This is a genomic window from Paractinoplanes atraurantiacus, assembly GCF_900215205.1.
GTDB lineage: Bacteria > Actinomycetota > Actinomycetes > Mycobacteriales > Micromonosporaceae > Actinoplanes > Actinoplanes atraurantiacus.
In genome coordinates this window covers 265027-290516 of the sequence record NZ_OBDY01000006.1, presented here as the reverse complement: position 1 = coordinate 290516, position 25490 = coordinate 265027, and the positions used below count along the sequence as shown (strand labels likewise).

Sequence of the window (25490 nt, the reverse complement as noted above, 5' to 3'; positions counted from 1 at the left end):
CGGTCCGCTCAGAAGACCCGGGCGGCCCGCGAATCCGTGACAGCCGTGTCACGGAGCGCGCCGGCGCGTGGTCTGCATCGGAAGGCGGCCAATCCACGGAACGTCACCCGCCGAAGTCACCTGCGGTTGTCCGGACCCCAGCGGTGCTCGCGGCGCTCGGCCCCGGACGGGCGCAGCGCGACAAGGTCATCGAGTACGGGGGCGGGTACCTGGGCCTGTTCTCCGGCGCCCGCACGAACGCCCGGGGCGTCGAGCGGGCGGCTCGTTAGCTCTCCGAACGGCGCAGTTGGCGGCGGGAGGTGATGCCGAGCTTGGTGAAGACCTTGCGCAGATGCCATTCGACGGTGTGCGGGCTGAGGAACAGCTGGGCCCCGATCTCGGGGTTGGTCAGCCCGCGCCCGGCGAGCCGGGCGATGTGCGCCTCCTGCACGGTGAGGGCGTCGCTGGCCCGGGCCGAGACCTCGGTGACCGGCCCGCCGGCGGCGGCCAGCTCGTGGCGGGCCCGCTCGGCGAACGCGCCGGCGCCGGCCGCGGTGAGCATGTCGTACGCGATCCGAAGCTGCCCACGGGCGGCCCGGCGGCGGTTCTCGCGGCGCAGCCATTCGCCGTACAGCAGATGGGCCCGCGCCAGCTCGATCCGGATCCGGGTCCGGCCGAGGCGCTCGATCGCCTGCCGATACAGCGCATCGGCGTCACCGCCGCCGTCGGCCAGCAGGGCGCCGGCCCGGGTCAGCACGCCGAGAGCCCAGTCGGTCCCGCTGGCGCGGGCGGTCGTGGCCAGGCGGTCGTACGCCTCGACGGCCGCTTCCCGGTCACCGCTGCGCACCGCCGCCTCGACGAGCTCGGACAGCGCCCAGTAGACGAGAGCCGAGTGGATCGGGTGCGTGGCCGCGGCCCGGGCCTCGACGATCGCCTCCTGATAGCGGGCAAGGCCGTTGAACAGCACGGACCGCGCCCAATGGATGAGCAGGATGCCGCTCGCCTCGCCCCGCGCGACCACATCGGCCATCCCGGCCTCGATCAGCTGCTCGGCCCCCGCCGCGTCCCCGCGCCAGGCCGCCACGGTGAGAGCGCCGTAGGGCCCCAGGGCAACACCGGTCGCCTCCCCGATCGCCTGGATCTCGGCCACCCGCGACACCGCCGAGGCGAAATCCCCGGCGAAGATCTCCACACAGGCGAGCGAGCTCAGTGTCAGTGGCAGCGCACTGAGATCCCCGACGGCCCGCGCCACCCGCACATGCCGCGCCGTGACAACCGACCAGGTCTCGTCATCCCACACATCAGCCGCCGCCAGCCCAGCCAGCCACAGCCACCCCTGGTCGTCCGCACCGCCGGCCTGCTCCCGCGCCCCCTCCACCGTTCTACCGGCCTGGTCCCCCGCGCCGCCGCCCTCGTGCGGCGCGCCAGCCGCCGCTCTGCCGGCCACACAAGGCGCGCCAGCCGCCGCTCTGCCGGCCACATAAGGCGCGCCAGCCGCCGCTCCGCCAGCCTCATCCCCTGCACCGGTCGCCGCCCTGTCGGCCCCGTCTCGCGTGGCGATCGCCGGTTTGCCGGACTCATCGCTCACGCCACCCGCTGCTCCGGCAGCCTCGTCCCGCGCGCCAACGGCCGATTTATCGGACTTGTCGCCCACGCCACCCGCCGCCCCGACGGTCTCATCCCGCGCGCCAACGGGCAGTTTGCCGGACCTATCACCCCCGCCGCCCACTGCTCCGGCAGCCTCGTCCCGGGCGCCAGTCGCGGATTTGTCGGACTTGTCGCCCGTGGTGTTGGCGTCGCGGAAAGCTTGCAGCGCGCTGAGGACCAGCGGTGCGGCGGTGGCGTAGCCGTCGGTGCGGGCCACTGCCAAGCTGTCCAGCAGATCGTCGCCGGGCCGGGGGCGCGCCGGTCTCGGGGCAGCGCGGATCGCCCGCGCGATCTCGGTGATGCCGGCGGACTCGGCGAAATCCGCGGCGAGGCTGGCCGCTCCCATCGCGTCGCGATAGGTGTCGCGGGCCAGGGCCGCGTCCAGCGGCTCGAAGCGGCGGGCGGCCTCCAGGAGCAGGCGCGGGGCGGCCCTGTCGTGCCCCGACGCGAAGGCGATCTGGGCCCGCATCAGCCCCACGGTGGCCTGATGCCGCTCCGAGGACTCGCCCTGGTCGGCCGCCTCGTCGGCGGTGAGCAGCAGCTTCAGGGCGATCTCGAAGGCCCCGCAGCGCATCTCGGCCTCGGCGGCGGCCAGGGCCCGGGTGGCGCGGGTCGCCGGGTCGGGGGTCAGCTCGGTCGCGCGGCGCAGGAAGTCGGCGGCGGCCGCGACGCCGCCGCGGCGCTGGGCCCGTTCGGCCGAGCCGACCAGTTCGGCGGCTACCGCCTCGTCGGGCTCGTCGGCCGCGTTGGCCCGGTGCCAGGCCCGCCGGTCGGGGTCGGCGCCGGCGTCCGTGGCCCGCGCGAGGGCCTGGTGGACGTCGCGGCGTTCGGCCGGGGAGGCCGCCCGGTAGACCGCCGTCCGTACGAGCGGATGACGGAACCGCACCCGCGAGCCCAGCTCGATCAGCCCGGCCGCCTCGGCCGGCGTTCCGGCTGAGGTCGGCAGACCCAGCAGCCTGGTGGCGCGGCGCAGCAGTCCGGCGTCGCCGAGCGGCTCGGCCGCCGCGGTGAGCAGCACCGTCTGGGCCGGTGCGGGCAGAGCCCGTACGCGCTGGGCGAAGTTTCTCTCGATCTTGGTGGCGAGTGGCCGGGCGTCCGGACGGCCGAACCCGCCGGCCAGCTCGGCCGCCGTCAGTCCGCGGGGCAGCTCCAGCAGGGCGAGGGGGTTGCCGCGGGTCTCGGCGACGATCCGGTCACGCACCTGCTCGTCGAGGCGACCGGGAACGGCCGAGTCGAGCAGTGCCCGGGCGTCCTCGTCGGGCAGTCCACCGACGGGCAGGCCGGGCAGCCCGCGCCACGGCGGCCCGGCCGCCGCCTCACGGATCGCGAAGACCACCCCGGCCCGCTCGGCCAGCAGCCGCCGGGCGGCGAAGGCCAGCGTCTGCGCCGAGGTGCTGTCCAGCCACTGCGCGTCGTCGATCAGGCAGAGCAGCGGCTGATCCTCGGAGACTGCGGCGAGCAGGCTCAACACGGCCACCCCGACCAGGAACTTGTCCGGCGCCGGGCCGGCCGCATCACCGAACGCGACCGCCAGCGCCTCCCGCTGCGGCTCCGGCAGGCGGTCGCGGACGTCCAGCATGGGCGCGCACAGCTGGTGCAGCCCCGCGTACGGAAGCTCCATCTCGGACTCGGCCCCCGCGGCCCGGGCCACCCGGCATCCGGAGGCACGACTCCCGGCGTACTGCAGCAAAGCCGACTTTCCGACCCCGGCTTCCCCGTGCATCACCAGGGCCCGGCCGCGGCCGGAGCCCACATCGGCGACAACTCGATCCAGGACCGCGCACTCCGCCCGCCGCCCACGGAGCCCGCGCGGTGCGGCACCGCTCGTCATGGCTCAATCCCCCGGGACTGAGGCTAAGGCCTGTTCACAGGCGTGCGATAGGCCCTCCCGATCACCGAAAGCGCCACCACTCCGACATCACCGACAATTCACCCTTCAACTAGCCCGCGGACCTCCAGCGCGACGCACACACGCGGACGCACAGAGGCGAGCCAGACGGGTAGCAGGCCCGGGCCGCACGGGGCAGGCCGCACGAGGCGGGCACGCCGAATGCCCCGAGCGGGGCTCGGGGCATTCGGGCGGCTGGTCAGCCGCGGCGCGGGTTCGGGGTCGGGCCCCTGCTCACGGGCCACTCCGGCGGGGCGAAGCGGTCGGCGCGGCCTCGGCGGCCGGAGAGGAGGCGGCGGCGTACGCCGCGGGCGTTGTTCTCTACGCCGAATCGGTTGTCGGGGAGCATCAGGCTGCCTTCCTGTGGGTGGTGGCACGGAAGATGTGGATGTCGCCGCTGGCCGTGCGGACCCGGAGCTCGATCGTGCCGGGGGCGCCGGCCTCGGGCGGGAGCACGTCGTCGGGCACGGCCTCGGGCGCGGGCCCGAACCCGGCTCCCGGGCCAGGCTCAAAACCGGGTCCAGGCTCAAACCCAGGGCCGGGCTCGAATCCAGGGCCAGGCTCGAATCCAGGGCCAGGCTCGGACCCGGGTCCAGGCTCGGATCGAGGGCCAGGCTCGAACCGGGAGCCAGGCGCCGACGGGGCACCGGGCGCGGCCGGAGCACCAGGCGCGGGCGGAGCAGCGGGCGCGGGCGGAGGCGGAGGGCCAGGGACGCCACCCGGGCCGGGCCGGAAGTCGGGACCAGGGCCGGGGCGGAAACCGGGGCCGGGGCCGGGACGGAAGTCGGGACCAGGGCCGGGACGGAAGTCGGGGCCGGGCTCGAAGCCGAAGGTCGGCACGTGGACGGACTGCAGCATGGCCTTGAGGCCGGGCACGGCCGACAGACCCGGCAGGGAGTCGAGGTCGACGAACGCGCCGATGCCCACTCCGGGCGGCGAGGGCGGTGGACCGGCCGCGCCCGCCGCTTCCGGGGTCAGGTCGCTTGTGGTGCGGCCCGAGGCGCTGCTCAAGTCGAGCCAGACGCGCGTGCCGGGGGCGATGCCGACGCTGACGTCACCCGACGCCGCACGGATGTCGCCGGAGCCGTTCACCATGCGGCCGATCTCGATGTCGCCGCTGGCCACGGTCGAGCGGACCGATCCCCCGATGGTGTCGATACGAATATCGCCGCTCGCCGTCTTCGCGCTGACGTCACCGGTGACGTCACCGATGCGGAGGTCGCCGGAGGAGCTTTCCGCTTTCAGCGAGCCGCCCACCCTGCGCACCCGAAGGTCGCCGCTGGCCGCCTGCAATTTGGCGTCACCCATGACGTCGGCCAGGTCGACGTCGGCCGAGGCCAGGTCGAGCTCGACCGCCGACCACACCCCCTCGGCCCGGATGTCGGCCGACGTGCTGCGGCCGGTCAGCGCGCTGCCCAGCGGCACCCGGGCCGTGATCCGCAGTTTCGGTGAGCGGCGCAGCCGCCACCCCGAGTCGGCGCCGGGCGGCTCGATGAGCAGCCGGTCGCCCTCCAGGACGACCCGGGTGCGGTCGGCGTCGTCGCGGCCCTTGTCGTCGAACGGCTCGATGTCGACCAGCACCGAGTCGCGGGACTCGGCGACCAGGTCGACCGTGCCGTTGAGGGCCCGCAGCGCTATGACGACCGGCGCCGGGTGCTCGAACTCGTACATGGAAAGTCTCCTCAGGCCTGGAAATATCCGGTGATGCGCTTCGAGCTGCGCGTCTGGTACGTCGGTGGAGTCGCCGGGCCGTTGACGGCCGCGGTGACCGCCCGCACGAGCCACGCGTTGACCGAGATGCCCTCGGCCGCGGCGGTCTGCTCGACATGGGTCTTGAGCGCCTCGGGCATGCGCAGCGTGAGCCGGGTCAGGTCGCCGCCGTCGACCGGCGGCGGAGGCGGTGCGGCCGGCTCGGTGAAGGGAGCGTGCTGGGTGACGACCAGGTCGGCCTCCCGGCCGCGCAGCCGCACCTCGACGCTGGCGTCCCGCAACCGGGTGGTGATCTCGGCGGCGGCGTCGGACAGCGCCTCGAGCAACGCGAGCCGGGCCGACGGTTCGAGCGAGTGGCCGAGCAGCTCGGCCGCGCGGGTGGTCTCGGGGCCGCCCGGCGCGGCGGCCGCGGCCAGGTCCGCCCGGAGGGTCTCGAGGTACGGCGTCAGGTCCATGTCACCACTATGACGTCACCAGTGACGTCAGTCAAGCGTCATCAGTGACATCTCAGGGTCCACCCTGATGTCACCTACGGATTCCCCGTACCGAAATCTCCGCGTCGCGATACGACCCTGGGCTGACGTTTCCGCCCTCCCGCGCCGAAACACTGAGTCGGCCGGCCGGGGACACGCCCCGGCCGGACCAGCATCGCCAGGGGGCAGGACGCATGAACGGGACATCGGTGGCGGCGCGCGCCGAGGAAGTGTGGAAGGTGTACGGCTCCGAGGAGGCGCGCGTGGTCGCCCTGCGGGGCGTGAGCGCGAGCTTCGGCCGCGGCCGGTTCACGGCCATCATGGGCCCGTCCGGCAGCGGCAAGTCGACGCTGATGCACTGCCTGGCCGGTCTCGACACGGTCACCCGCGGCACCGTGCACATCGGCGACACGGAGGTGACCGGGCTCGGCGACAAGGCGCTGACCCGGCTGCGCCGTGACCGGGTCGGCTTCATCTTTCAGCAGTTCAACCTGCTGCCGACGCTGACCGCGGCCGAGAACATCCGGCTGCCCATGGACATCGCCGGCCGCAAGCCCGACCCGCAGTGGTGGGACACGGTCATCGAGACGGTCGGCCTGAAGGACCGTCTGGGTCACCGCCCGAGCCAGCTCTCCGGCGGCCAGCAGCAGCGCGTCGCGTGCGCGCGGGCGCTGGTCAGCCGCCCCGACGTGATCTTCGCAGACGAGCCGACGGGCAACCTCGACTCGAAATCGGGGGCGGAGATCCTGTCGTTCCTGCGGGCCAGCGTGCGCGAGCACGGCCAGACCATCGTCATGGTCACCCACGACCCGGTGGCCGCCAGCTACACCGACCGGGTGGTCTTCCTGGCCGACGGCGCGATCGTGGCCGAGCTCGACGACCCGACCCCGGAGACGGTGCTCGAGGCGATGAAGTCCGGGGAGGTGCTGGTCTGATGCTGCGCGCGACGCTGAAGAGCCTGCTGGCGCGCAAGCTGCGGCTGGTGCTCTCCGGACTGGCCGTGGTGCTCGGCGTCATGTTCGTCTCCGGCGCCTTCGTCACTACGGACACGCTTGGGCGTACGTTCGACAACCTGTTCACCGAGGGCTATGCGACCACCGACGTGGCCGTGACCGCCAAACCCAAGGTGGCCGTCGCCGAGATGGACGGCGAGGAGGTGCCGACGCCGCTGAAGGCCTCGGTGGTCGATCAGGTGGCCAAGGTCGAGGGCGTCAAGGAAGCGATCGGCATGGTCGGCGCCGACGGCGCCCGGGTGATCGGCTCGGACGGCAAGGTGGTGACCAGCTTCGGCCCGCCGCGCATCGGCGCCAACTGGACCGGCCTCGACGCGATCATGGAGATGCGCCAGGGCCGCGGCCCGGCGGCCGACTCCGAGATCGCCGTCAACGCCGAGGTGGCCAAGGCCGCGAACATCAAGGTCGGCGACAAGGTGGCGGTGCTGACGCAGCTGCCGAAGCAGACCTTCACCCTGGTCGGCGTCTGGGGCTACACCGACGACCGCGACTCGATCGGCGGCGTGCAGGAGGTCGCCTTCACCACCCCGGTCGCGCAGCGTTCCATGCTCGGCCAGACAGGCGTTTTCACCCAGGTCACCGTACGCGTCGATGGCGGTCAGACGCCGGAGGCGGTGCGCGACCGGATCACGGCTCGACTCGGTGACGCGTACGAGGTCAAGACCGGCAAGCAGTTGGCGGAGGAGAGCTCGGCCGGGTTCAAAGACGCGCTGAGCTTCTTCAACAACATCCTGCTCGGCTTCGCCGGGGTGGCGCTGTTCGTCGGCATCTTCCTGATCCTCAACACGTTCTCGATCATCGTGGCCCAGCGGACGAAGGAGCTGGCGCTGATGCGGGCGCTCGGCGCCAGCCGCCGTCAGGTGATCAACTCGGTGCTGACCGAGGCCGTCGCGATCGGCCTGATCGCCGCGGTGCTCGGCCTCGGCGCCGGCATCGGGGTGGGCGCGCTGCTGGTCTGGCTGTTCGGCCGGATGAGCGGCGGCATGGACCCGGCCACGGTCGGCGTGCCGCCGGCGGCGATCCTGAGCGCCCTGATCGTCGGCGTCGTGGTGACCGTGGTGGCGGCGGTGCTTCCGGCGCTGCGGGCCTCGCGGATCGCCCCGGTCGCGGCGATGCAGGACGTCGCCACGCCGGACCGGCCGCTGACGAAGATCACCGTGGCCGGCGCGATCGTCGGCGCGGCCGGGGCCGCTCTGCTCGGCGTCGGACTGTACGGGGCGAGCTCGCTGCTGCTGATCCTGGCCGGCGTGCTGGTCACGTTCATCGGGGTCGCGCTGCTCACCCCGCTGATCTCCAAGCCGGTGGTGGCGCTGCTGGGCCGGTTGTTCTCATGGTCGGTGCCGGGCCGGCTGGGCCGGCTCAACTCGGGGCGCAACCCACGCCGTACGGCCATCACCGCGGCCGCCCTGATGGTCGGCATCGCCCTGGTCACCGGCGTCACCGTGATCATGGATTCGGCCAAGCAGAGCCTGGCCGCCCAGGCCGAGGACACCATCAAGGCGCAGATCATCGTCTCGGGCGAGCAGAGCGGCCCCCGGCCGCCGACGTTCGACGAGGCCGTGCTGACCAAGGCGCAGCAGATATCGGGGGTGCGCTCGGTCGCGGGTGTCTGGAGCGATCAGGCCGTCATCGACGGCGAACGGACGTACGTCAATGCGACAGATGATCTGGCCAAGCTCGCCGACACCTATGGGACGCCGGGGCTGACCACGCTGCGCGGCGACCAGATGGCCGTCAGCGTCGAGGAGGCCAAGGACCGCGGCTGGACCGTGGGCAGTGTCCACGAGGTGCAGCTGCCCCGCGGCGAGATGCACAAATACACGATTGCGGCGACGTACGACGAGGACCGGCTGCCCGGCAGCTACATGCTCCCGGCCGCCGCGACCAAGGAGTTCGGGATCATCCAGCCGGTCATCGGCTTCGTCCGGCTCGACGACGGTGTCGCCGTCGACCAGGTGCTGCCGCAGGTCAAGCAGCTGGTGGCGGACAGCCCGGAGGTCAGCGCGACCGACCGCAGCTCGTTCATCGCGCAGCAGTCGGGCGACTTCGACACGGTGATCACGATGGTGCAGGTGCTGCTCGGGCTGGCGATCCTCATCGCCGTGCTCGGGGTGGTGAACACTTTGGCGCTGAGCGTGCTCGAACGTACGCGGGAACTCGGTCTGCTCCGTGCCGTTGGTCTGGGAAGGGCGCAGACCATGCGCATGGTCACTGTCGAGTCGGTGGTGATCTCGGTGTTCGGCGCCCTGCTCGGCGTGGTGGTCGGCGCCGGGCTGGGCACCGCGGTGGTCCGCGCCCTCGACGGCGAGGGCATCACGGACCTGGTGCTGCCGTGGGAGCGGATGGGCCTCTACCTGGGCCTGGCCGCGCTGGTCGGCGTGCTCGCGGCGGTGCTGCCGTCGATCCGCGCGGCGAGGCTCAACGTTCTGTCGGCAATAGCCCACGATTGACGAGCAGGGCGGCCAGATAGTCGGGGTCCACCCCCACCAGCGAAGTGCGCAGGTGGACCCCGTCGGTCGGCGGCAGCTCCAGCTCGGCCGGCACGGCCAGCACGGCCGCCCCCGAGGCGAGCGCGCTGGCCACGCCGGTCGGCGAGTCCTCGATGGCGACGCAGTCCTCGATCGGCACGCCGAGCAGGGTGGCCGCGGTCCGGTAGGGCTCGGGGTCGGGTTTGGGCATGCTGACCTCGTCGCCCACGACGACGACGTCGAAGTTCTCGGCGCCCAGGGTCTTGAGGGCGACCTCGACGAGGCGGCGGCCGGTCGAGGTGACCAGCGCGGTCGGCAGGCCGGCCAGGCGCACGGCCTGGAGCAGCTCCATCGCGCCGGGACGCCACACCAGGCCCTCGCCGAACAGCTCGAAGACGCGGTCGGTCAGCCACTCGACATCAGGCGCCTCGGGCCGGTCGGGCTGTCCCAGGTCTTCCCGCAGGATCCGCATGCTGTTGGCCATGCTGCTGCCGATCATCGCGTGCCGCGCCTCGGGGGACAGCGTCCCGCCGGCGTGCGCGGCCAGCTCGTGCAGCGCGATCTCCCACACCTTCTCGCTGTCCACCAGCGTGCCGTCCATGTCGAAGAGCACCGCTGCGGGTCGTCGCGCGTTCAGGATGAGCCCCAATCTTCGTGTGCCGTCGCTGCCGTCCCATTGTCTCTGAGCTGCGGCGTAGCGTCTGGCTCATGAGAGACGTCTCACTGGAGCCGGTCACACCGGTCACACCGCGGCCGGTGCGGCGGGCGTTGCTCGGGCAGCGCTGGGCCTCGGTGACGTTCCTGCACTGGCCGCTGGACCCGGCGCTCGCCGCGCCTCTCCTGCCCGCGGGAACGGCGCCCGACACCTTCGACGGGGTCACCTATGTCGGGCTGATCGCCTTCCGCATGGAGGACGTTTTGCAGGCCCCCTACTTTGGTAGGTTCCCCGAGACGAACGTCCGTCTCTACTCTGTGGACTCGCAGGGCCGACGGGGTGTCGTCTTCCTCTCGATGGAGGCGTCGCGCCTCGTGCCGGTCCTGGTCGCGCGGGCCACGCTGGGCCTGCCGTACAGGTGGTCACGCATGCGCCTGATCAGAGAGGGGGACGATGTCTCGTATTCCACGCGCCGCCGCTGGGGTTTGCGGGCGGGCAGCGACATGACGATCCGGGTCGGTTCGCCGGTGACCGATCCGACGCCGTTGGAGCTGTTCCTGACCGCGCGCTGGGGGCTGCACACGCGCGCCCGGTATCTGTCGAACGAGCATCCGCCGTGGCCGCTGCACCGGGCCTCGGTCGTGTCGCTGACGGACGGGCTAGTGGCGGCCACCGGCCTGCCGGCGCCGGCGGGGCCGCCCGTCAGTGTGCTCTACTCCCCCGGCGTCTCCGCCGTCTTCGGTCCTACCGCTTCCGGACGAGGGTCCACCGCTTCCGGACGAGGGCCTACCGCTTCCGGACGATCGCGACGTCGGTGACGACCTGGAACGCGATGCTGCCGCCGTGCTCGCCGATGACGGACGCGGTGTCGGCCAGGGCGGCCTCGGCCGCGTCCGGGTCGAGGATCCGGTACATCGAGATCGTGCTCAGGTAGTCGCGGTAGGTCTGCGCGTCGTAGGTCAGGGTGCGCTCGTAGCGGCGGATCTCCAGGCCGGTGAAACGCTCGTCGGTGAGACCGGCCGCGGGCAGCTCCTGCTCGAACTCGTCGCGCATGGCGCCGTCGGCGGCCAGGAACCGGTGGCTGGTGTCGTCGGTGAGCCCGTGCCGGGCGTCGACCTCGGCCAGCGCCGCGTGCAGGGCCGGGTCGGCGACCAGGAAGAGGTTCCAGAACGGCGCGAAGACGCCGCCCGGCGCCAGCGCGCCCAGGGCCAGATCGGCGCGCCGGGCCGGGTCGACCCAGTGCCAGGCCTGGGCGCTGAAGACCAGCCCGTACTGCTTGTCCGGCTGCCAGTCCTCCAGCGACGACTCGACCACTGTCACGCCGGGCACGTTGCGGCGCAGCAGCCGCGCCATCCGGGCGTCCGGCTCGACGCAGGTCAGGTCGACGCCGGGCCGGGCGAACAGCACTGTCGCCTTGCCCGTGCCCGCACCCACCTCCAGGACCGGGCCGGGGGCCGACGAGGCCAGCAGATCGTCGGCCAGCTGCCGGGGATAGCCGGGCCGGACCCGGTCGTACTCGCCGGCCGCCTCACCGAAAACCGTTCGCCGTTCACGCACGCTCATGGGGCATGAACATATCCGCTCAGAAGGCACACAGCGATCCCACAGTTTTCCGACGCACAGTAGGTGCACCAACCCATCCGGTTACTGGAGGTTCCTCGTGGGTGCTGTCCTCGCCATCGTGAGCCTGGTGCTCCTGCTGGTGCAGCTGCTGCTCGTGGCCCGGGCGGTGCTCGACTGGAGCGTCGTCCTGGCCGGGCCGTCCGCCCCCGGCGGCCTGCGCTCGCGGCTGACCAGCGGCGTCTTCAACCTGACGGAGCCGATCCTGGCCCCCGTGCGCCGCGTCGTCCCGCCCATCCGGGCCGGCGGCATGTCCATCGACCTGGCCTTCATCATCGTGTTCTTCGCGATCGTGCTGATCCGGTCGTTCATCTAGCACCCGAGTGCTGGACCCACAGGTTCTCCTCGACGTAGACGCCACGGTCCCGCTCGACGTCCACGTGCACCAGATTCAGGGCGTCGGGCACCACGTAGTCGTACGTCACGGGAAAGACCATTGCGGTCCAGCTCTCCCATTCCGCCACCGTGCCCACGATCACCATCGACTCGGCGGCGGGCCCGAGGATCCGGGCGCCCATGCGCTGATGCGTCCGGATCCACGGGTCGATCGACAGCCCGTCGGCCCGCTTCCACCCCGCGTACTCGGCCATCGGCACCGTCGGGTAGCGGTGTTTCCAGGTCGGCCGCAAGGGCGCGATCACATTCAAGAGATTTTTGGTGTACGCCCGGCGCGTGAGCTCCTGAAGCACGGTGGTCGCCAGGCCGCGCTTGTCATGGGCGGACCCGACCGCCGCCGCCATGAAGCTCAGCGTCGTCGGCTCCCGCCCGGCCTCGTGGCCCTCGACCGCCCGGACCAGCGCGTCGTCGTAGCCGGTCGGCAGGTCCCCGACGGTGCCGTCCCAGGCCAGCGGCACACCCCAGCCGCCGGCCACCACCGCCCCGTCGTCGTCCAGGGCCATCACGTCGAAGAAGCTGAAGTGCTCCTCGACCCGCCCCAGATATTTCTTGGGCACGTCGTCGTGGAAGATGAACTCCGGCCACCGCTCCCGGAAGACCGTCGCGGCCTCGTCCTGCAACTCCGGGTGATCGACGCGTGTCACGATCTTCACCCAGGAGAGAGTAGACGCTAGAGGCCTCCGGTCGCGCGGATGTTCTGCCCTGTGACCCAGCCGCCGTCGGGCGACGCGAGGAACGCGACCACGGCCGCCACGTCGGCCGGCCGTCCCAGCCGGCGCAGCGCGGTCGTCTCGGCCGCCCGCTCCAGCGCCTCCGGCGGATTCACCCCGCGCAGCAGGTCGGTGTCGGTGGCGCCCGGCGACACGGTGTTCACCGTGATCCCACGCGGCCCGAGCTCCTTGGCCGCGACCGCCGTGATCTGCTCCAGCGCGCCCTTGGTCGAGCAGTACAGGGCCAGCCCTGGCGCCGGAGCCACGGTGTTGAGCGTCGAGATGTTGACGATCCGGCCCCCGTCGCGCAGCAGCGGGACCGCCTCGCGGATCGCCAGCAGCGGAAACTTCACATTCACCAGGTACGCCCGGTCGATGTCCTCCTCTTCGAGCTTCTCGATCGGCATCGCCGACACGAGCGCCGCGTTGTTGACCAGAATGTCCAGCCCGTCCCGCACCGGCGCGAACATCGCCGCGAGATTCCCCAGATCCTCCTGATCGGCCCGCACCGCCACGGTCCCGGGCACCTTCGCGGTCACTTCCCCGGCCGCGGCCGCATTATCCCGGTACGTGAACACCACCCGGGCCCCCGCCGCCGCGAGCCGCTCCACGATCGCCCGCCCGATCCCCCGCGACCCGCCGGTCACCAGTGCCGTCTTCCCCGTCAGCGTCATCCCCGCAACCTAGGTGGCCGGCCGCGCCCCGGTCTTGTACAAATGCGCACCCGCCTGGAGGAACAACACCTGCAACTCGGCCGGCGTGACCCCGGCCAGCGCCCGCACCTCGCGGCTGAGGTGCGGCTGGTCCACGTAGCCGGTGCCGGCCGCCGCCACGGCGAGTTCCACCCCACGCCCGAGCTCACCGGCCGCCCGCTGGAAGCGGGCGATCCGCCGCACCTGCCCCGGCGACACCCCGACGTCGCGCCGAAACTCCCGCTCCAGCCGCCGCCGCGTCACCCCCAGCGCCGCCGCGACCTCACCGGCCCGAGGCGCCCCGTCCTCCTGCAACCGCCGCCACGCCTGCACCACCACCGGATCCACCCTTGACTCCACGCGGCAGGCCAGGGCACCCAGAGTCAGATCGAGCAGGTCGAAGCGTGACTCCCAGTCGGGTTCCGCCGCCAGGCGGCCGGGTAGCTCAGTGGCGTTCGGGCCCAGCAGCTCCGACAAGGGGACGGTCACGCCGGCCAGGTCGCCCATCGGCACGCCGAACAGCGCGACCACCCCGGCTGGGGTCAGGCCTACCGACACGCCTTGGGCCCACGTCGTGTCGCCAGCGGTCGACGCCTGGGCGCGCGGGCCGGTGACGACTCCCGACGGCGAGGCGAAGTCGATGATCAGGGTGGTGGACGGCAGCGCCAGCAGACGGTGGGCGATCGGAGCGCCCGTGCCCGAGCGGAAGCCGGAATAGCCGGTCACCAAGCCACGCAGGGCCGGACGTGCCCTTCCCACCGCGACCTCGCAGGGCGCGGCGGGCACGTCGACCGGGACGGAGTGCACCTGTGCCGACACGGATCCTCCCCTAGCGTGAGAGGGCCTCGTAGATCTGCGGGGCCAGGACCGCGGCGCAGCGGAGGTTCCGGTAACGGCCCTCGTGGTCCAGGCCGTAGCCGACGATCAGCCCCGGGCCCACGTCGAAGCCGATGTAGGTCGGTGTGTCGGCGAAGCGGGCCGTCTCGGGTTTGCGGAGCAGGGCGCAGACCGACAGTGATCGCGGGGCGCGCTGGGCCAGGTTGGCGATCAGCCAGGTCATGGTGAGGCCGGTGTCGATGACGCCGTCGACGATGACCACGTCGCGGTCGCGGATGTCGACGTCGAGGTCCTTGAGCAGGCGTACGGAGCCGGAAGCCCGATTGCGGGTGCTGTACGACTTGATGGCCATCCAGCCGATCTCGGCCTGCGCCGGATAGGCGCGGGCCAGGTCCACCGTGAAAGTGGCGGCGCCGCCGAGGACGCCGACCAGCACGGGGACCTCGCCGTCGTAGCGTTCGTGCAGTTCGGCGGCCAGCGCGGCGACCCGGGCGAGGATCTGCTCCTCGGTCAGGATCACCGTTTCGAGATCGCCGGCGACGTGGTTGGCGTCCACCGTGAGCCCTCCCCGGGTGCTTGAGGATCTTTGTCTTTCCAGGACGATTCAGGTTCTAGTAAGGTCCGCGAAGTCCAAAGTTCACCTTCATGGGGCGGCAGGCATGGCGCGGCACTACACGCTCGACGAGATCAGGTCGCGGACGTACAAGGAGAAGGACGCGTGGTGGACCGTCCTGCTGGTCGATCCGCTCGCGGCGCGGCTGGTCAAGCTGGTGGCCCCCTTCCGCTCGGTCACCCCTAACCGGCTGACCGTCCTGGCGTTCGTGGTCGGGCTCGGCTCGGCGCTGTGCTTCTGGCGTGCAAGCTACCCCTGGCTGCTCGCCGGCGCGCTGCTGTTCCACCTCAGCTTCGTCCTGGACTGCATGGACGGCAAGATCGCCCGGCTGCGGGAGGAGTCGTCGCCGTTCGGGTCCTGGCTCGACTACGTGCTCGACCGGCTGCGGGTGCTGGCATGCGCGGTCGGCCTGTTCGGCGGGCAATACCAGGCGACGCACGACTTCGTGTACATCTGGCTGGCCGGCCTGGTGATCTTCCTGGACATGTTCCGCTACCTGAACGCGCTGCAGATGGGCAAGGTGCGGGCCGAGGTCGGCGCCCCCGACCCGGTGGTGGTCGTCGACGCGCCCGTCGGCATGACCGAGGCGCCGGGCTGGTGGAAATATCGCAACCTGCTGGTCGGCCGCCGCATCCGGCCGCACCTGTTCAGCGGCATCGAGTTCATGATGTTCGTCTTCATCGTCGGGCCGGTGCTGAACCAGATCGTCGCGCTGACCGTGCTGTCGTCGCTGCTGCTGATCGCGTTCGAGCTGCTGCTGATCTACCGGCTGTACACCTTCACCCGAGCACATCGTCCATCACTGTCACCTCTGTGAGCGCCGCGAAGCCGCTCGCCGCGTAGAGGTCGATCGCCCGGACGTTGGCGGTCTCGGTCTGCAGGGAGAGCCGGTGCGCGCCCGCCGCGCGAGCCTCCTGTTCGACCGCGGCCAGCAGCGCCCGGGCCATCCCCTGCCTGCGGGCCGCCGGGCGAACATAAAGATCTCGGATCAGCCATACCGTACGCAGGGTCAGCGCGGCCGGAACCACAGCCACCGTGCAGATCGCGTCGCCGGTGACCCACACCTTCATACGCCCCGACCCGACCTGCTCCCGAAGCCACGCCTCCACCGCCTCCGGCGCCGGATTGGCCCCGTAGTGCTGCCGGTACTCGTCGAGCACCCTCGCCGCCTCGCCGTACGGCGGCCCGGTCAGTCGCATCACACCCACCCACCCATAATCGCCCGCTTTGTACCGAAAGATCGGTCATAATTCGAGCGTGGCGCACATCGACGAAGTGCTCGGACCGGACGACGACACACTGACGTTCTTCCAGCCCCGGGCCAACGTCTTCGTCACCATGCTGTGGGTCGTCGCCGCCGTCTGGGTCACCACTCTCGGCCTGTTCGCGCTGTTGCGCCTGGCCCTGGGCGACACCTTGACCGCCGGCGACCTGGTCGTCTCGCTGGAGCTGGCCCTGATCGTCCCGGTCGTCACCTCAGCCCTGATCATGCTGCTGGTCTGGCGCCGCCTGGGCTGGCTGCACACGTCCATGCGCGGCCTCGACTTCGCCGCCACCGGCCGCCGCCCCGTCCACCTGCCCTGGGCGGGCGTCGACACGGTGGCCCTGCGCTACCGCGGCCCGTTCGCCGAACTCATCGTCACCCCCCGCGACGGCGAGTTCGCCCAGGAGCTGCAGGGCCCGGGCCGCCCACCCCGAACCCGCCGCCGCAACGGCCAGACCGCCTACCTCGTCGACGTGGGCCTCATGTCCCCCGGCCCCGAGGTCCTGCTAGCCGAACTACACCGCCGCATCCCCGCCAAAGTCTGAACCCACCCCCACCCACCGCACCTCACCGCGGCCACCGCACCTCGCCACCGCGGCCACCGCCCCTCACCCCGCGCCACTCCCGCTCCCACCGCCACCACGCACCGCGCCTGCGCCGGGCTGCGCGAAGCGCGGAGGCGCGCCGGCACGCCCACCCCGCTGCGCCGCACCCCGCTGAGCACCCCGTTCAGCGCTCACCGCGCACTGCCTACCGCGCGTAGCGCCCACCGCGGCCACCACCCACCCACGTAGGGCCTACCGCCCATAACCGCCCCAGCCATCGCGCGCCGCGCACGGTGCCCACTTGGCCGCGCACCGCCCACACCGCACCAACCGCGCCGCCGCCGCGCCGCCGCGCCGTCCACCTCACAGCGCCCCGCATCTACCGCGCTGGACCCACCGTGCTCACCGCGCCATCCACCCCACAGCGCGCCATGCCCACCGCGCCGTCCACCCGGCAGCACACCGCACCTACCCTGCCGCGCCCCTCGCGCTCCGCGGCCACCGCGCCGCGCACCACACTCACCGCGCCATCCAACCTGCCACGCACCGCAGCCACCTACCCGCGTACCGCCCCGCCCCCGGCCGCGTACCCGCCTCGCCACGCACTGCTGCTGGTGCGCCCGCCGCGCCTGCCACCCCACAACGCACCGCACCTAGCGAGCCGCACCTACCGAGCCGCGCTCACCGCGCCGCCCACCTCGCCGCGCACCGCCTCCGTCCCGCCGGGCACCGCCTCCGCCCCGCCGCGCACCGCCTCCGCCCCGGCCGCGCACCGCCTCCGCCGCGCCGCGCACCGCCCCGCCGGGCACCGCCGCTGCCCCGCCGCCGCGCCGGCCACCCCACAACGCACCGCACCTGCCCCGCCACACCTGCCGAGCCGCGCCCCCGCGCCGCGCACCGCCCCCGCTGTTACCACGCCGTCCGCTCGTCATTCGTGGCCGCCACCGCGCCTACCGCCGCCACTACCGCGCCACGCACTGCCCCCCAGCGCCGCGCACCGCCCTCATCGCGCTCGGTTCGGGCGGATGCGTTGGCGGTTTGCGCTTGGTCGTCGCGCTTCGCCTGCGTTAAATAGGCGGATTTTGTGGTTTTAGGAGTGAAATGCGCGAGCGCTGAGCGTGACACTGTGGCGGCGCGGCCGACGGGTGGTGTGGTGCGGGCGCAAGTAGGCTTTGGCTATGACTGAGTTCGACGGCCTTCCGCTGCTCCGCTCCCCCGTGGCTATCGCCGCCTTCGAGGGCTGGAATGATGCTGCGGACGCATCGACCGCGGCCGTGGAACACCTCGAGCAGGTGTGGCAGGCCCGCGAGATCACCACCATCGACCCGGAGGACTTCTACGACTTCCAGGTCAGCCGGCCCACCGTCACGATGTCCGACGGCGAGACCCGCAAGATCGAGTGGCCGACGACGCGGTTCACCGTGGCCAGCCCGCCCGGCAGCGACCGCGACGTGGTGCTGATCCGCGGCATCGAGCCGAGCATGCGCTGGCGCACCTTCTGCGAGCAGATCCTCGAAATCTGCCACAGCCTCGAGGTCAACCGCATCGTCCTGCTGGGCGCGCTGCTGGCCGACGTGCCCTACACGAGGCCCCTGCCGATCAGCGGTTCCGCCACCGACAAGGGCGCGGCCGAGAAGTACAAGGTGGCGCCCACCCGCTACGACGGCCCCACCGGCATCGTCGGCGTGCTCCAGGAGGCGGCCGGCCGCGCCGAGCTGGACGCTCTGAGCTTCTGGGTGCACGTGCCGCACTACGCCAACAACCCGCCCTGCCCCAAGGCGACACTGGCCCTGCTCAGCCGCCTCGAGGACGTGCTCGACCTGCCGGTGCCCATGACCGACCTGGCCGAGGAAGCCGACGAGTGGGAGAAGCGGGTCCGCGCCGCCGCCGAGCAGGACGCCGAGCTGGGCGAGTACGTCCGCGAGCTCGAGGAGCGCGTCGGCGACGAGGGCATTCAGCCGCTGACCGGTGACGAGATCGCCAGCGAGTTCGAGAAGTACCTTCGCCGCCGCGGCGGCTCGGCCGGCCCGACCGCCGGTTCCTGGTAGCGCTCGGTTTTCGAGCGCAACCCCTCACGCACGTCGCCGTGGTGGGGTGAGCGTTCTGGGCGCGCAGCGCCCTGCTCGCCCCGCCGCGGCCCTCGGCGGGAGCAGCGATCTGTACGCCCCACCCCGCTACGACATCAAGCTCTTGACCCTTCGGCGTGTCGTCGTGGCGTGTCGCACCGCCTACTGCATCCTAGGAACCTAGGGTCTAGGAGGTCGCATGACGATCAATCCCGGCGCCGCTGAGTTCCCTCACCGGCAGATCGCCACCCAGCTGCGCGAACGCATTCGGCGCGGCGACTGGCAACCCGGCGAGCGGCTGCCCTCCATCCCGGCCATGGCGGAGATGTTCGGCGTGGCCAAACAGACGGTCCAAAGGACCGTCGATCAGCTGCGGGTCGAGGGCATTCTCATTACAAAACCGGGTTCGGGTACGTATGTACGCGGCACCCGGCGCCGCCTCAACCGCCTGTCCCGCGGACGCTACGGCGCACACCGCGGCTACCACGCCGACCTGGCCGCCCGCTACCGCCAGCAGCTGGTCAGCGTCGGCCGCGAACCGGCACCGGCCGAGGTGGCCGACGCCTTCGGCGTGCGCGACGGCACCGAGATGCTGGTCCGCCGCCACATCGTCAAGACCGACGACGCCACTGTGGAGCTCGGCGCCTCCTGGTTCCGCGTCACCGACGCGAGCGGCACCTCGCTGGAGCGCCCCGAGTCGTTCGGCCGGCCCCTCTATCAGGAGGCCGAGGACGTTCTCGACAAGAGGTACGCCTCGGCCACCGACACGATCAGCGCCCGCCAGCCCAGCCGCGACGAGGCCGAGACCCTCCAGATCCGCCCCGACACGCCCGTGCTGCACCTGCTGCACGTCGCCTTCGACGAGTCCCGCAAGCCGATCGAGGTGGCCCAGGCGACGTGGCCGGGTCCGATGACCACGCTCACCGAGGAGTACAAGATCCCCGCGCCGGTCCCGGCGCCCGACCCGGGTCCCGGCTTGGCCTTGACCTGACCTTCAGGCCTCGCGGTGGCCGTTTCCGACCGTCGCTGCCGGGGTGAAGATGTCCTCGATGCGGCAGTCGAAGACCTGCGCCAGTCCAAAGGCGACGAGCAGGCTCGGGTCGTACTTCCCGGTCTCGATCGAGTTGATGGTCTGACGGGAGACACCGAGCTTGCCGGCCAGGGCTTCCTGCGTCCAGCTTCGTTCGGCCCGCAGCACCCGAAGGCGGTTGCGCATCAGCGGTACCGCTCCTGCCGCATCGCTTGGGCCACGCACCAGGCGAACAACGCGAAGAGCAGCACCCAGGGCCCCTTCAGCGCCGGCATGTGGGCGAACGAGTCCACAATGCTGTAAGTCAGCGCCGCGCCGGCGGTAGCCCAGAAGGCCAGAGCAGAAGATTCGACCGCGACCGTACGCTCGACGCCCTCGACTCGACCAGCCATGCCCTGGCTGTCGCGTCCCCTTGTCATAAAGTCAAGCGTCCTTGTCTTTTTGTCGAGGGTCCTTGACAGCACGCTCTCCGCTCTCTCTGGTCTTGGCCGAGCCTTCAGGCGGCCTCACGCTTTCTGCCGTGCTCGGCGCTCGTCCCGCCTTTGCCGAGCACTAACCGAAGACGCTGCTTGGCGCGGGTGCGGGATCTGGCGATGTGCGCGCCTCCGACCATGACAAGATCGCCCCTGATCGATCGTCCGGCCGAAGGGCCTCGTGTCTGCATCGGGGAGCGGGAGGATTTCCGTGGTGCTGCCCATCTATGACGTCGCGACGTGGCGGCCGCTGCTGGAGTTCGTCGAGGTCCAGGTCGGCGGGCATGCGGCCGGCCACATCAGCCCTCGCGCGTGGAGTGTGCCGGTGCCCGGCCGGACCTTCCCGGCCGGAGACGTGCAGCAGGAGTGGGACGCGGTCGGACGGGTGCTCGAGGCGTTGAAGCAGAGCGGCTTGGAGGACATCTGGTTCGTGGTGCAGGCGCCGTCGCCCGGACGGGTCGTGCTTCACCTGCTGGAACCGGGCGCGGTTGCGCAGAACGGTGCCGGGCCGCACCTCGATACGCTGATTCTGGCCGACGGCGCCGTTCCGGAGCCTTGGCGTCGTCTGCCCGACCCTGTCCCGGCCGCGATGCCGGCACGCTCAGCGGATCCGGAGTTGCTGCGGCGTACGCTGCGCGAACGGCTTCCCGGGGCCGAGCCGGCGACCGAGGCGGAGATCGCGGCCGCCGGGGCGCGGCTGGGGGTCGCACTGCCGGACGAGCTCAAGGCACTCTTCCACGTCGTCCACGGCGGTGCGGAGCAGGACTTCGAGGAGACGATCCGCGTAGCAGACGTGCTTGGCGTCTTCCTCTACCCACTCGACCAGGTCTTCATCGCGGATGTCGCGTCCCGACCGGCCGCGTGGGCGTCCGCGGCGTCCGTGGCGGTCGCGACCGGACCTGGCGTCGCCGTCCAGCAACTGGTCGGGTCGCCGGGCTGGATCGTCTTCGGTGACGATGCCGGCAACGGCTGTTTCGCCGTCGACCTGACGCCCGGCCCGGCCGGGCACACCGGCCAGATCATCTTCATTCCCCACGATGAGACCATCGGCGCCTCGCTTTACGCGGACTCGCTCACCGACCTGGTGGTCCACCGGCGGTTGTCGGCGCATGACGACCCGCGGGGAGACCGGCCACCGCTGGTCGCCCACGTCAACGCCCGCAGCCTGCCGAGCATCGAGGCGGCCGCTGACCCCCGACTGGAGGTCTTGCTCCTGGGTGTGCGCGACGGTGCGCCACTGAGCCTGGAACCGGTCATCGGCCTGCCGAGGCTGCGGACGCTTCGGGCGTACCCGGGCACGCTCGCCGATCCCCGGCAAGTCACCGAGCTGACCGCCCTGGAGTACCTCGCCCTGTCACCAGCGGACTGGCGGGTCCTGCTCGACGCCGGCGCCGTCCCGCGCCATCTGCTCGCCGCCGGCATCGAGGTGGGAGCGAGGAACCCGAACCCCCTCGACGTCGCAGCGCTCGCAGTCGAGATCCTCGCCCTGTTCGACCGGCCCCCGATCAAGAAAACCGTCCTGGAGCTTTGATACCGGGAATATCAGAGAAGCAGAAACCCGGGGCGCCCGCTGTGGGTGCCCCGGGTTTTAGTCAACGGCGAAGGTCGCCGGTGAGGTTTCGGCTTGTCAGCCGCCGAAGGTGCCGCCGTTGCCGAGCAGGCCCAGGCCCAGGCCCTGGTTGTGGTGGCCGTTCGGGCTGAGCAGGTTCAGGAGGCTGACCTGGGTGTAGTCGCCGTTGTCCTCGCGGTTCGAGCGGTAGTCGAAGTCGTAGTTCAGCGAACGGTAGTCGTAGTCGAAGTCGACGTCGTTGTCGTCGCCGTACGGGTTGTGGGCGACAACGGCTGCGTGGCTGTCGTGGGAGACAGCGGCGGAGGCGGGACCCGCGAAGGCGAGGCTCGCACCGGCGGCCAGCAGAAGACCCCCAACGTACATGACCGGACGACGCATGGTATTTCCTTTCGGACGATTGTTTGACCACCGAAAGTCTGGCCCTTCTGTCATCGAAATGTGGCTGATTTCGGATAGGTCCGACCGACCGCGTACAAAATCGTCAAACCGCCCAGTAACCCAAGATCACCGTCTAAGGTCGGCGCGGGGCGCTCCACAGCCGATCGCGGAAGCGGTCCGTCAAGCGCTCAACGGGCTGCGAAGAGGGCGTCACGCGGGCGAAAAGCCGCGACACGCCGAGAAAACCGGCCGCGAAAACGATCCCGCCCTCCCCGGGGGCGTCCCCCAGGTCCATTATCCCGCGGGAGGGCGTGATCGAGCGGCCGCGCCGGCTTCGCGGGGCCCGGCCGGGCCGGACCCGAAACTGTCCGACGAGCAGTTGGCCCGGCTCAAGCAACGACTCGAGCTCGGGCGGATGTCGGTGGCCGGGTTGCGCTGCTACCGGCCCGGTGAGTCCAGACGGTTGATCTACCGCACGCTGCTTTACCGCGGGCGTAAAGGTCAGCCGAAAGGGCTCCGCGAGCCGGATCTGATCCGGTTACTCGACGCTGCGCATCAGCAGTTGCAGGCGCCGATCGTGCTGGTCTGGGACGGTCTGTCGGCCCACAAGTCGCCGCCGATGCGCCGGAGTTGAACCCAGTCGAGAAGGTCTGGTCGACGATGAAAGGCAGCCTGGCCAACCTCGCTGTCCGCACCGCCGACGAACTCGCCGCCGCGGTGAGGAGCAAGTGTCTAGAGGCGGATGCCGAGCAGGGCGTCCACGGTGCGGGCCATGAGGGCGGGAGCCTCCTCGTCGTCGCCCACCGAGGACAGGGCCGCCTCGGCCCAGGCGTCCACCACGGCGAGGGCGGCGGGGGCGTCGAGGTCGTCGGACAGGCTCTCGCGTACGGCCGCGAGCAAGCCCTCGCCCGACGGGCCGGAAGGCGCGGCGGCCGCCGAACGCCAGCGGGCCAGGCGGTCCTCCCCGGTCTTCAGGACCTCGTCGGTCCACTCGCGGTCGGCGCGGTAGTGGCCCGACAGCAGGCCCAGGCGCACGGCCATGGGGTCGACGCCGTCGCCGCGGAGGCGGGAGACGAAGACCAGGTTGCCCTTGGACTTCGACATCTTCTCGCCCGCGAGGCCGATCATGCCGGCGTGCACGTAGTGCGCGGCGAACGGCTCGGCGCCGGTCAAGGTCTCGGCGTGGGCGGCCGAGCACTCGTGGTGGGGGTAGATCAGGTCGTTGCCGCCGCCCTGGACGTCGATGGTGTCGCCGAGCAGGTTGAGGGCGATCGTCGTGCACTCGATGTGCCAGCCGGGGCGGCCGGGGCCCAGGTCGCCGCCGTCCCAGGCGGGCTCGCCGTCGCGGGCGCCGCGCCACAGCAGCGGGTCGAGCGGGTCGCGCTTGCCGGCGCGCTCGGGGTCGCCGCCGCGCTCGGCCGACAGGGTGGTCATCTCGGCGCGGTCGAAGCCCGACTCGTAGCCGAAGCGCGGGGCCGCGGCCACGGAGAAGTAGACGTCGCCGGTGCCGTCGTCGAGCTTGTAGGCCGCGCCCTCGTCAAGCAGCGACAGCACGTGGGTGACGATCGACGGGATGGACTCGACGGCGCCCACGTAGTGCGCCGGCGGGATGATCCGCAGGGCTTCCATGTCCTCGCGGAACAGGGCGGTCTCGCGCATGCCCAGGACGATCCAGTCCTCGCCGTCGCGCGCGGCCCGCTCGAGCAGCGGGTCGTCGATGTCGGTCACGTTCTGCACGTACGTCACGTCGTGGCCGTTGTCGCGCCACAGGCGGTTGACCAGGTCGAACGTGATCATCGTGGCGGCGTGGCCGAGGTGCGTGGCGTCGTACGGCGTGATGCCGCAGACGTACATCGTCGCCGCGTCGCCGGTGGGCACTGACGGCTCGACCGAGCGGCGAGCCGAGTCGTACAGGCGGGGCGGCTGCCCCGAGCCGGGCAGTTTCGGCACATCGTGCCCGGTCCAAGCGTCCATGGTTGGTAAGCCTATCCAGCTGGTAGGAGCAAAGGCGCGCGTCCGTGACCTACTACACGGGTTACACGGGCGGCCAGGGAATCGCCGGCCAGTCCTGCGGCGGCTGCGGGAAACGGCCCGCGCGCAGCAGGCGCTTGGCCCGCAGGCGTACGTGCTGCACCTCGGAGATCGTGAGGTGTTCCTCCAGGGCCGCGCCGAGATCGCCGTCGAGCTTGGCGATCAGGCCGGTCAGCACCGGCGTGGCCTCGTCGATCAGCGGCTTGCCGGTCCAGCCCCACAGGACCGTGCGGAGTTTGTTCTCCACGTGGAACGAGACGCCGTGGTCGACGCCGTGCACCGAGCCGGTCGCCGGGTAGAGCACGTGGCCGCCCTTGCGGTCGGCGTTGTTGATCACCGCGTCGAAGACGGCGAGGCGGGCCAGCCGCTGGTCGTCCGCGTGGGCCAGCGCGTACGCGTCGCCGTCGTCGTCGCGGGCGTTGGCCACCGCGATCCAGCCCTCGGGAACGTCGTAGGCCGGGACGAAGCCGATCAGCGACTCGGCGGTCTCAGGTTCGTCGATCCACAGCTGCAGCGCGCCCGTGCCCAGCGGCCCGTCGCGCAGGATGGTCGGCGGCACCACGTCCCAGCCCGTGGCCTGTGACACCAGGTAGGCCGACACCTCGCGCCCGGCCAGCGTGCCGTCGGGGAAGTCCCACAGCGGTTTCTCGCCCCGCACCGGCTTGTAGACACAGCGCCGGGTCACCCCGGACAGGGTGATCTCGGCCCGCAGCGTCGTGTTGGACGCGTCGACGAGCCGTCCCTCGATCTCCATCTCGCCGTGGGCGAGCAGCTCGAGAGCGTCACTCTCGGCGAGCGCCGCCGCGGGCTCAGCCGTCACCGGTGGTAGCCGTTGTGCCGGGGGCAGAGGTGGCCGGCCGGGTCGAGCGGCTGGCCGCAGAGCGGGCAGGGCGGCCGGCCGGCGGCCACCACGCGGCGGGCCCGGTCGATGAACGCGCGGGTCGCCTCGGGGGTCAGCCGGACCCGGAGCCGGTCGAGGTCGTCGTCGGGCTCGTCGTCCTCGTCGTCGTCGACCTCGGCGTCATCGTCGTCCGGATCGTCGTCGTCGGGGTCGCCGCCGAGCTCGATCTCGACCTCGGACTCGCCCGCCTCGATGGCCTCGATCACCACCGTGCTGGTGTCGACGTCGAAGGCGAGCCCGAGCGTGCCGACGCGGAACTCCTCGTCGACCGGAACGTCGAGCGGCTCGTTGTCGTGCCCGGCGAGCAGGGCCGTCTCGGGCAGCGAGACGCCGAACCGTTTGTTCGCCTCGACGAGCAGTTCCTCGAGTTTCTCGGCGAGGAGCGACACCTGGACCTTCTCCAGCGCGACGCTGATCACCCGGCCGCCGCCGCGGGCCTGGAGGAAGAACGTCCGGTCGCCCGGCTCGCCCACCGTCCCGGCCACGAACCGCTCCGGCGGCTCGAAGGAGTGCACCTGGTGGGTCATGACG

27 protein-coding genes are annotated in these 25490 nt (G+C 71.7%); 11 read left to right on the top strand and 16 right to left on the bottom strand.

Annotated features, from left to right (window positions below; genetic code table 11):
• The first annotated feature begins 143 nt into the window (after nt 1-143).
• Nucleotides 144-269: a hypothetical protein gene (locus CRP55_RS55655; protein WP_281260791.1), complete on the top strand. Its 126-nt coding sequence runs from the start codon at nt 144-146 to the stop codon at nt 267-269.
• On the opposite strand, the gene CRP55_RS17225 is transcribed toward CRP55_RS55655, so the two are convergent.
• The 3 genes from CRP55_RS17225 to CRP55_RS17215 all read right to left on the bottom strand — a co-directional run bounded on the left by CRP55_RS17225 (nt 266) and on the right by CRP55_RS17215 (nt 5679).
• Complete coding sequence (locus CRP55_RS17225; protein WP_097321070.1) at nt 266-3457, bottom strand: helix-turn-helix transcriptional regulator; 3192 nt, start codon at nt 3455-3457, stop codon at nt 266-268. The genes CRP55_RS55655 and CRP55_RS17225 overlap by 4 nt on opposite strands.
• A gap of 405 nt (nt 3458-3862) precedes the next feature.
• Nucleotides 3863-5185, bottom strand: coding sequence for a DUF4097 family beta strand repeat-containing protein (locus tag CRP55_RS17220; RefSeq protein WP_097321069.1), 1323 nt, complete (start codon nt 5183-5185; stop codon nt 3863-3865).
• 11 nt (nt 5186-5196) lie between these two features.
• On the bottom strand, nt 5197-5679 hold the full coding sequence (locus CRP55_RS17215; protein WP_097321068.1) for a hypothetical protein: 483 nt from the start codon (nt 5677-5679) through the stop codon (nt 5197-5199).
• Nucleotides 5680-5891: 212 nt separating this feature from the next.
• Here CRP55_RS17215 and CRP55_RS17210 point away from each other — a divergent pair, with 212 nt between their 5' ends.
• Complete coding sequence (locus tag CRP55_RS17210) at nt 5892-6632, top strand: ABC transporter ATP-binding protein (RefSeq protein WP_097321067.1); 741 nt, start codon at nt 5892-5894, stop codon at nt 6630-6632.
• A complete protein-coding gene (locus CRP55_RS17205) occupies nt 6632-9160 on the top strand; it encodes an ABC transporter permease (RefSeq protein WP_097321066.1) in 2529 nt (842 codons plus the stop codon). The genes CRP55_RS17210 and CRP55_RS17205 overlap by 1 nt, the downstream gene beginning before the upstream one ends.
• On the opposite strand, the gene CRP55_RS17200 is transcribed toward CRP55_RS17205, so the two are convergent.
• Nucleotides 9129-9791 carry an HAD family hydrolase gene (locus CRP55_RS17200; RefSeq protein ID WP_281260790.1) on the bottom strand — a complete coding sequence of 221 codons (663 nt, stop codon included), beginning with the start codon at nt 9789-9791 and terminating at the stop codon, nt 9129-9131. The two genes, CRP55_RS17205 and CRP55_RS17200, sit on opposite strands and share 32 nt — an antisense overlap.
• 95 nt (nt 9792-9886) lie before the next feature.
• On the opposite strand from CRP55_RS17200, the gene CRP55_RS17195 reads away from it, so the two are divergent.
• Nucleotides 9887-10651, top strand: coding sequence for a YqjF family protein (locus CRP55_RS17195; protein ID WP_097321065.1), 765 nt, complete (start codon nt 9887-9889; stop codon nt 10649-10651).
• Here CRP55_RS17195 and CRP55_RS17190 read toward each other — a convergent pair.
• Entirely contained in the window at nt 10620-11396 is a 777-nt protein-coding gene (locus tag CRP55_RS17190) for a class I SAM-dependent methyltransferase (RefSeq protein WP_097321064.1), read from the bottom strand. The two genes, CRP55_RS17195 and CRP55_RS17190, sit on opposite strands and share 32 nt — an antisense overlap.
• Before the next feature lie 118 nt (nt 11397-11514).
• On the opposite strand from CRP55_RS17190, the gene CRP55_RS17185 reads away from it, so the two are divergent.
• Nucleotides 11515-11769, top strand: a complete 255-nt coding sequence (locus tag CRP55_RS17185; protein WP_245923074.1) for a YggT family protein — start codon at nt 11515-11517, stop codon at nt 11767-11769.
• Here CRP55_RS17185 and CRP55_RS17180 read toward each other — a convergent pair.
• The 4 genes from CRP55_RS17180 to hpt are packed head-to-tail and all read right to left on the bottom strand — an operon-like array spanning nt 11762 to nt 14644.
• Complete coding sequence (locus CRP55_RS17180; RefSeq protein ID WP_097321062.1) at nt 11762-12502, bottom strand: hypothetical protein; 741 nt, start codon at nt 12500-12502, stop codon at nt 11762-11764. The genes CRP55_RS17185 and CRP55_RS17180 overlap by 8 nt on opposite strands.
• Nucleotides 12503-12519: 17 nt before the next feature.
• Complete coding sequence (locus CRP55_RS17175) at nt 12520-13233, bottom strand: SDR family oxidoreductase (RefSeq protein ID WP_097321061.1); 714 nt, start codon at nt 13231-13233, stop codon at nt 12520-12522.
• A gap of 9 nt (nt 13234-13242) precedes the next feature.
• Nucleotides 13243-14070 (bottom strand): helix-turn-helix domain-containing protein, encoded by an 828-nt coding sequence (locus CRP55_RS17170; protein WP_143234679.1) that lies wholly within the window; start codon nt 14068-14070, stop codon nt 13243-13245.
• A 10-nt stretch (nt 14071-14080) separates the two neighbouring features.
• Nucleotides 14081-14644, bottom strand: a complete 564-nt coding sequence (gene hpt / locus CRP55_RS17165) for a hypoxanthine phosphoribosyltransferase (RefSeq protein ID WP_097321059.1) — start codon at nt 14642-14644, stop codon at nt 14081-14083.
• Nucleotides 14645-14747: 103 nt separating this feature from the next.
• Between hpt and CRP55_RS17160 the strand changes: the two genes are divergently transcribed.
• Nucleotides 14748-15518 (top strand): CDP-alcohol phosphatidyltransferase family protein, encoded by a 771-nt coding sequence (locus CRP55_RS17160; RefSeq protein ID WP_097321058.1) that lies wholly within the window; start codon nt 14748-14750, stop codon nt 15516-15518.
• Here the strand turns inward: CRP55_RS17160 and CRP55_RS17155 are convergent.
• Entirely contained in the window at nt 15481-15900 is a 420-nt protein-coding gene (locus tag CRP55_RS17155) for a GNAT family N-acetyltransferase (protein WP_218854610.1), read from the bottom strand. The genes CRP55_RS17160 and CRP55_RS17155 overlap by 38 nt on opposite strands.
• A gap of 58 nt (nt 15901-15958) precedes the next feature.
• On the opposite strand from CRP55_RS17155, the gene CRP55_RS17150 reads away from it, so the two are divergent.
• From CRP55_RS17150 to CRP55_RS17135, 3 genes are all read left to right on the top strand, one after another.
• Entirely contained in the window at nt 15959-16510 is a 552-nt protein-coding gene (locus tag CRP55_RS17150) for a hypothetical protein (protein ID WP_097321056.1), read from the top strand.
• A 1178-nt stretch (nt 16511-17688) separates the two neighbouring features.
• Nucleotides 17689-18558, top strand: coding sequence for a PAC2 family protein (locus CRP55_RS17140; RefSeq protein ID WP_097321054.1), 870 nt, complete (start codon nt 17689-17691; stop codon nt 18556-18558).
• Nucleotides 18559-18775: 217 nt separating this feature from the next.
• A complete protein-coding gene (locus CRP55_RS17135; protein ID WP_097321053.1) occupies nt 18776-19567 on the top strand; it encodes a GntR family transcriptional regulator in 792 nt (263 codons plus the stop codon).
• A gap of 3 nt (nt 19568-19570) precedes the next feature.
• Here CRP55_RS17135 and CRP55_RS17130 read toward each other — a convergent pair whose 3' ends face one another.
• Both CRP55_RS17130 and CRP55_RS17125 read right to left on the bottom strand, forming a co-directional pair.
• Nucleotides 19571-19792, bottom strand: a complete 222-nt coding sequence (locus CRP55_RS17130) for a helix-turn-helix transcriptional regulator (protein ID WP_097321052.1) — start codon at nt 19790-19792, stop codon at nt 19571-19573.
• The gene (locus tag CRP55_RS17125; RefSeq protein ID WP_143234677.1) at nt 19792-19998 is read right to left on the bottom strand and encodes a hypothetical protein; all 207 of its coding nucleotides are present in this window, start codon (nt 19996-19998) and stop codon (nt 19792-19794) included. Before CRP55_RS17125 ends, CRP55_RS17130 begins: the two co-directional genes overlap by 1 nt.
• Before the next feature lie 295 nt (nt 19999-20293).
• Here CRP55_RS17125 and CRP55_RS17120 point away from each other — a divergent pair, with 295 nt between their 5' ends.
• Nucleotides 20294-21610, top strand: coding sequence for an SMI1/KNR4 family protein (locus CRP55_RS17120; protein WP_218854581.1), 1317 nt, complete (start codon nt 20294-20296; stop codon nt 21608-21610).
• Nucleotides 21611-21706: 96 nt separating this feature from the next.
• On the opposite strand, the gene CRP55_RS17115 is transcribed toward CRP55_RS17120, so the two are convergent.
• Entirely contained in the window at nt 21707-22027 is a 321-nt protein-coding gene (locus CRP55_RS17115; RefSeq protein WP_143234675.1) for a hypothetical protein, read from the bottom strand.
• 415 nt (nt 22028-22442) lie between these two features.
• Between CRP55_RS17115 and CRP55_RS17110 the strand changes: the two genes are divergently transcribed.
• Nucleotides 22443-22661 carry a hypothetical protein gene (locus CRP55_RS17110; protein WP_245923072.1) on the top strand — a complete coding sequence of 73 codons (219 nt, stop codon included), beginning with the start codon at nt 22443-22445 and terminating at the stop codon, nt 22659-22661.
• Nucleotides 22662-22759: 98 nt separating this feature from the next.
• On the opposite strand, the gene mshC is transcribed toward CRP55_RS17110, so the two are convergent.
• The 3 genes from mshC to CRP55_RS17095 form a co-directional block, all read right to left on the bottom strand.
• On the bottom strand, nt 22760-24001 hold the full coding sequence (gene mshC / locus CRP55_RS17105; protein ID WP_097321049.1) for a cysteine--1-D-myo-inosityl 2-amino-2-deoxy-alpha-D-glucopyranoside ligase: 1242 nt from the start codon (nt 23999-24001) through the stop codon (nt 22760-22762).
• 61 nt (nt 24002-24062) lie between these two features.
• Nucleotides 24063-24878, bottom strand: a complete 816-nt coding sequence (locus CRP55_RS17100; protein ID WP_281260789.1) for an SCO1664 family protein — start codon at nt 24876-24878, stop codon at nt 24063-24065.
• Entirely contained in the window at nt 24875-25486 is a 612-nt protein-coding gene (locus CRP55_RS17095; protein WP_097321048.1) for a DUF3090 domain-containing protein, read from the bottom strand. Before CRP55_RS17095 ends, CRP55_RS17100 begins: the two co-directional genes overlap by 4 nt.
• Nucleotides 25487-25490: the final 4 nt, after the last annotated feature.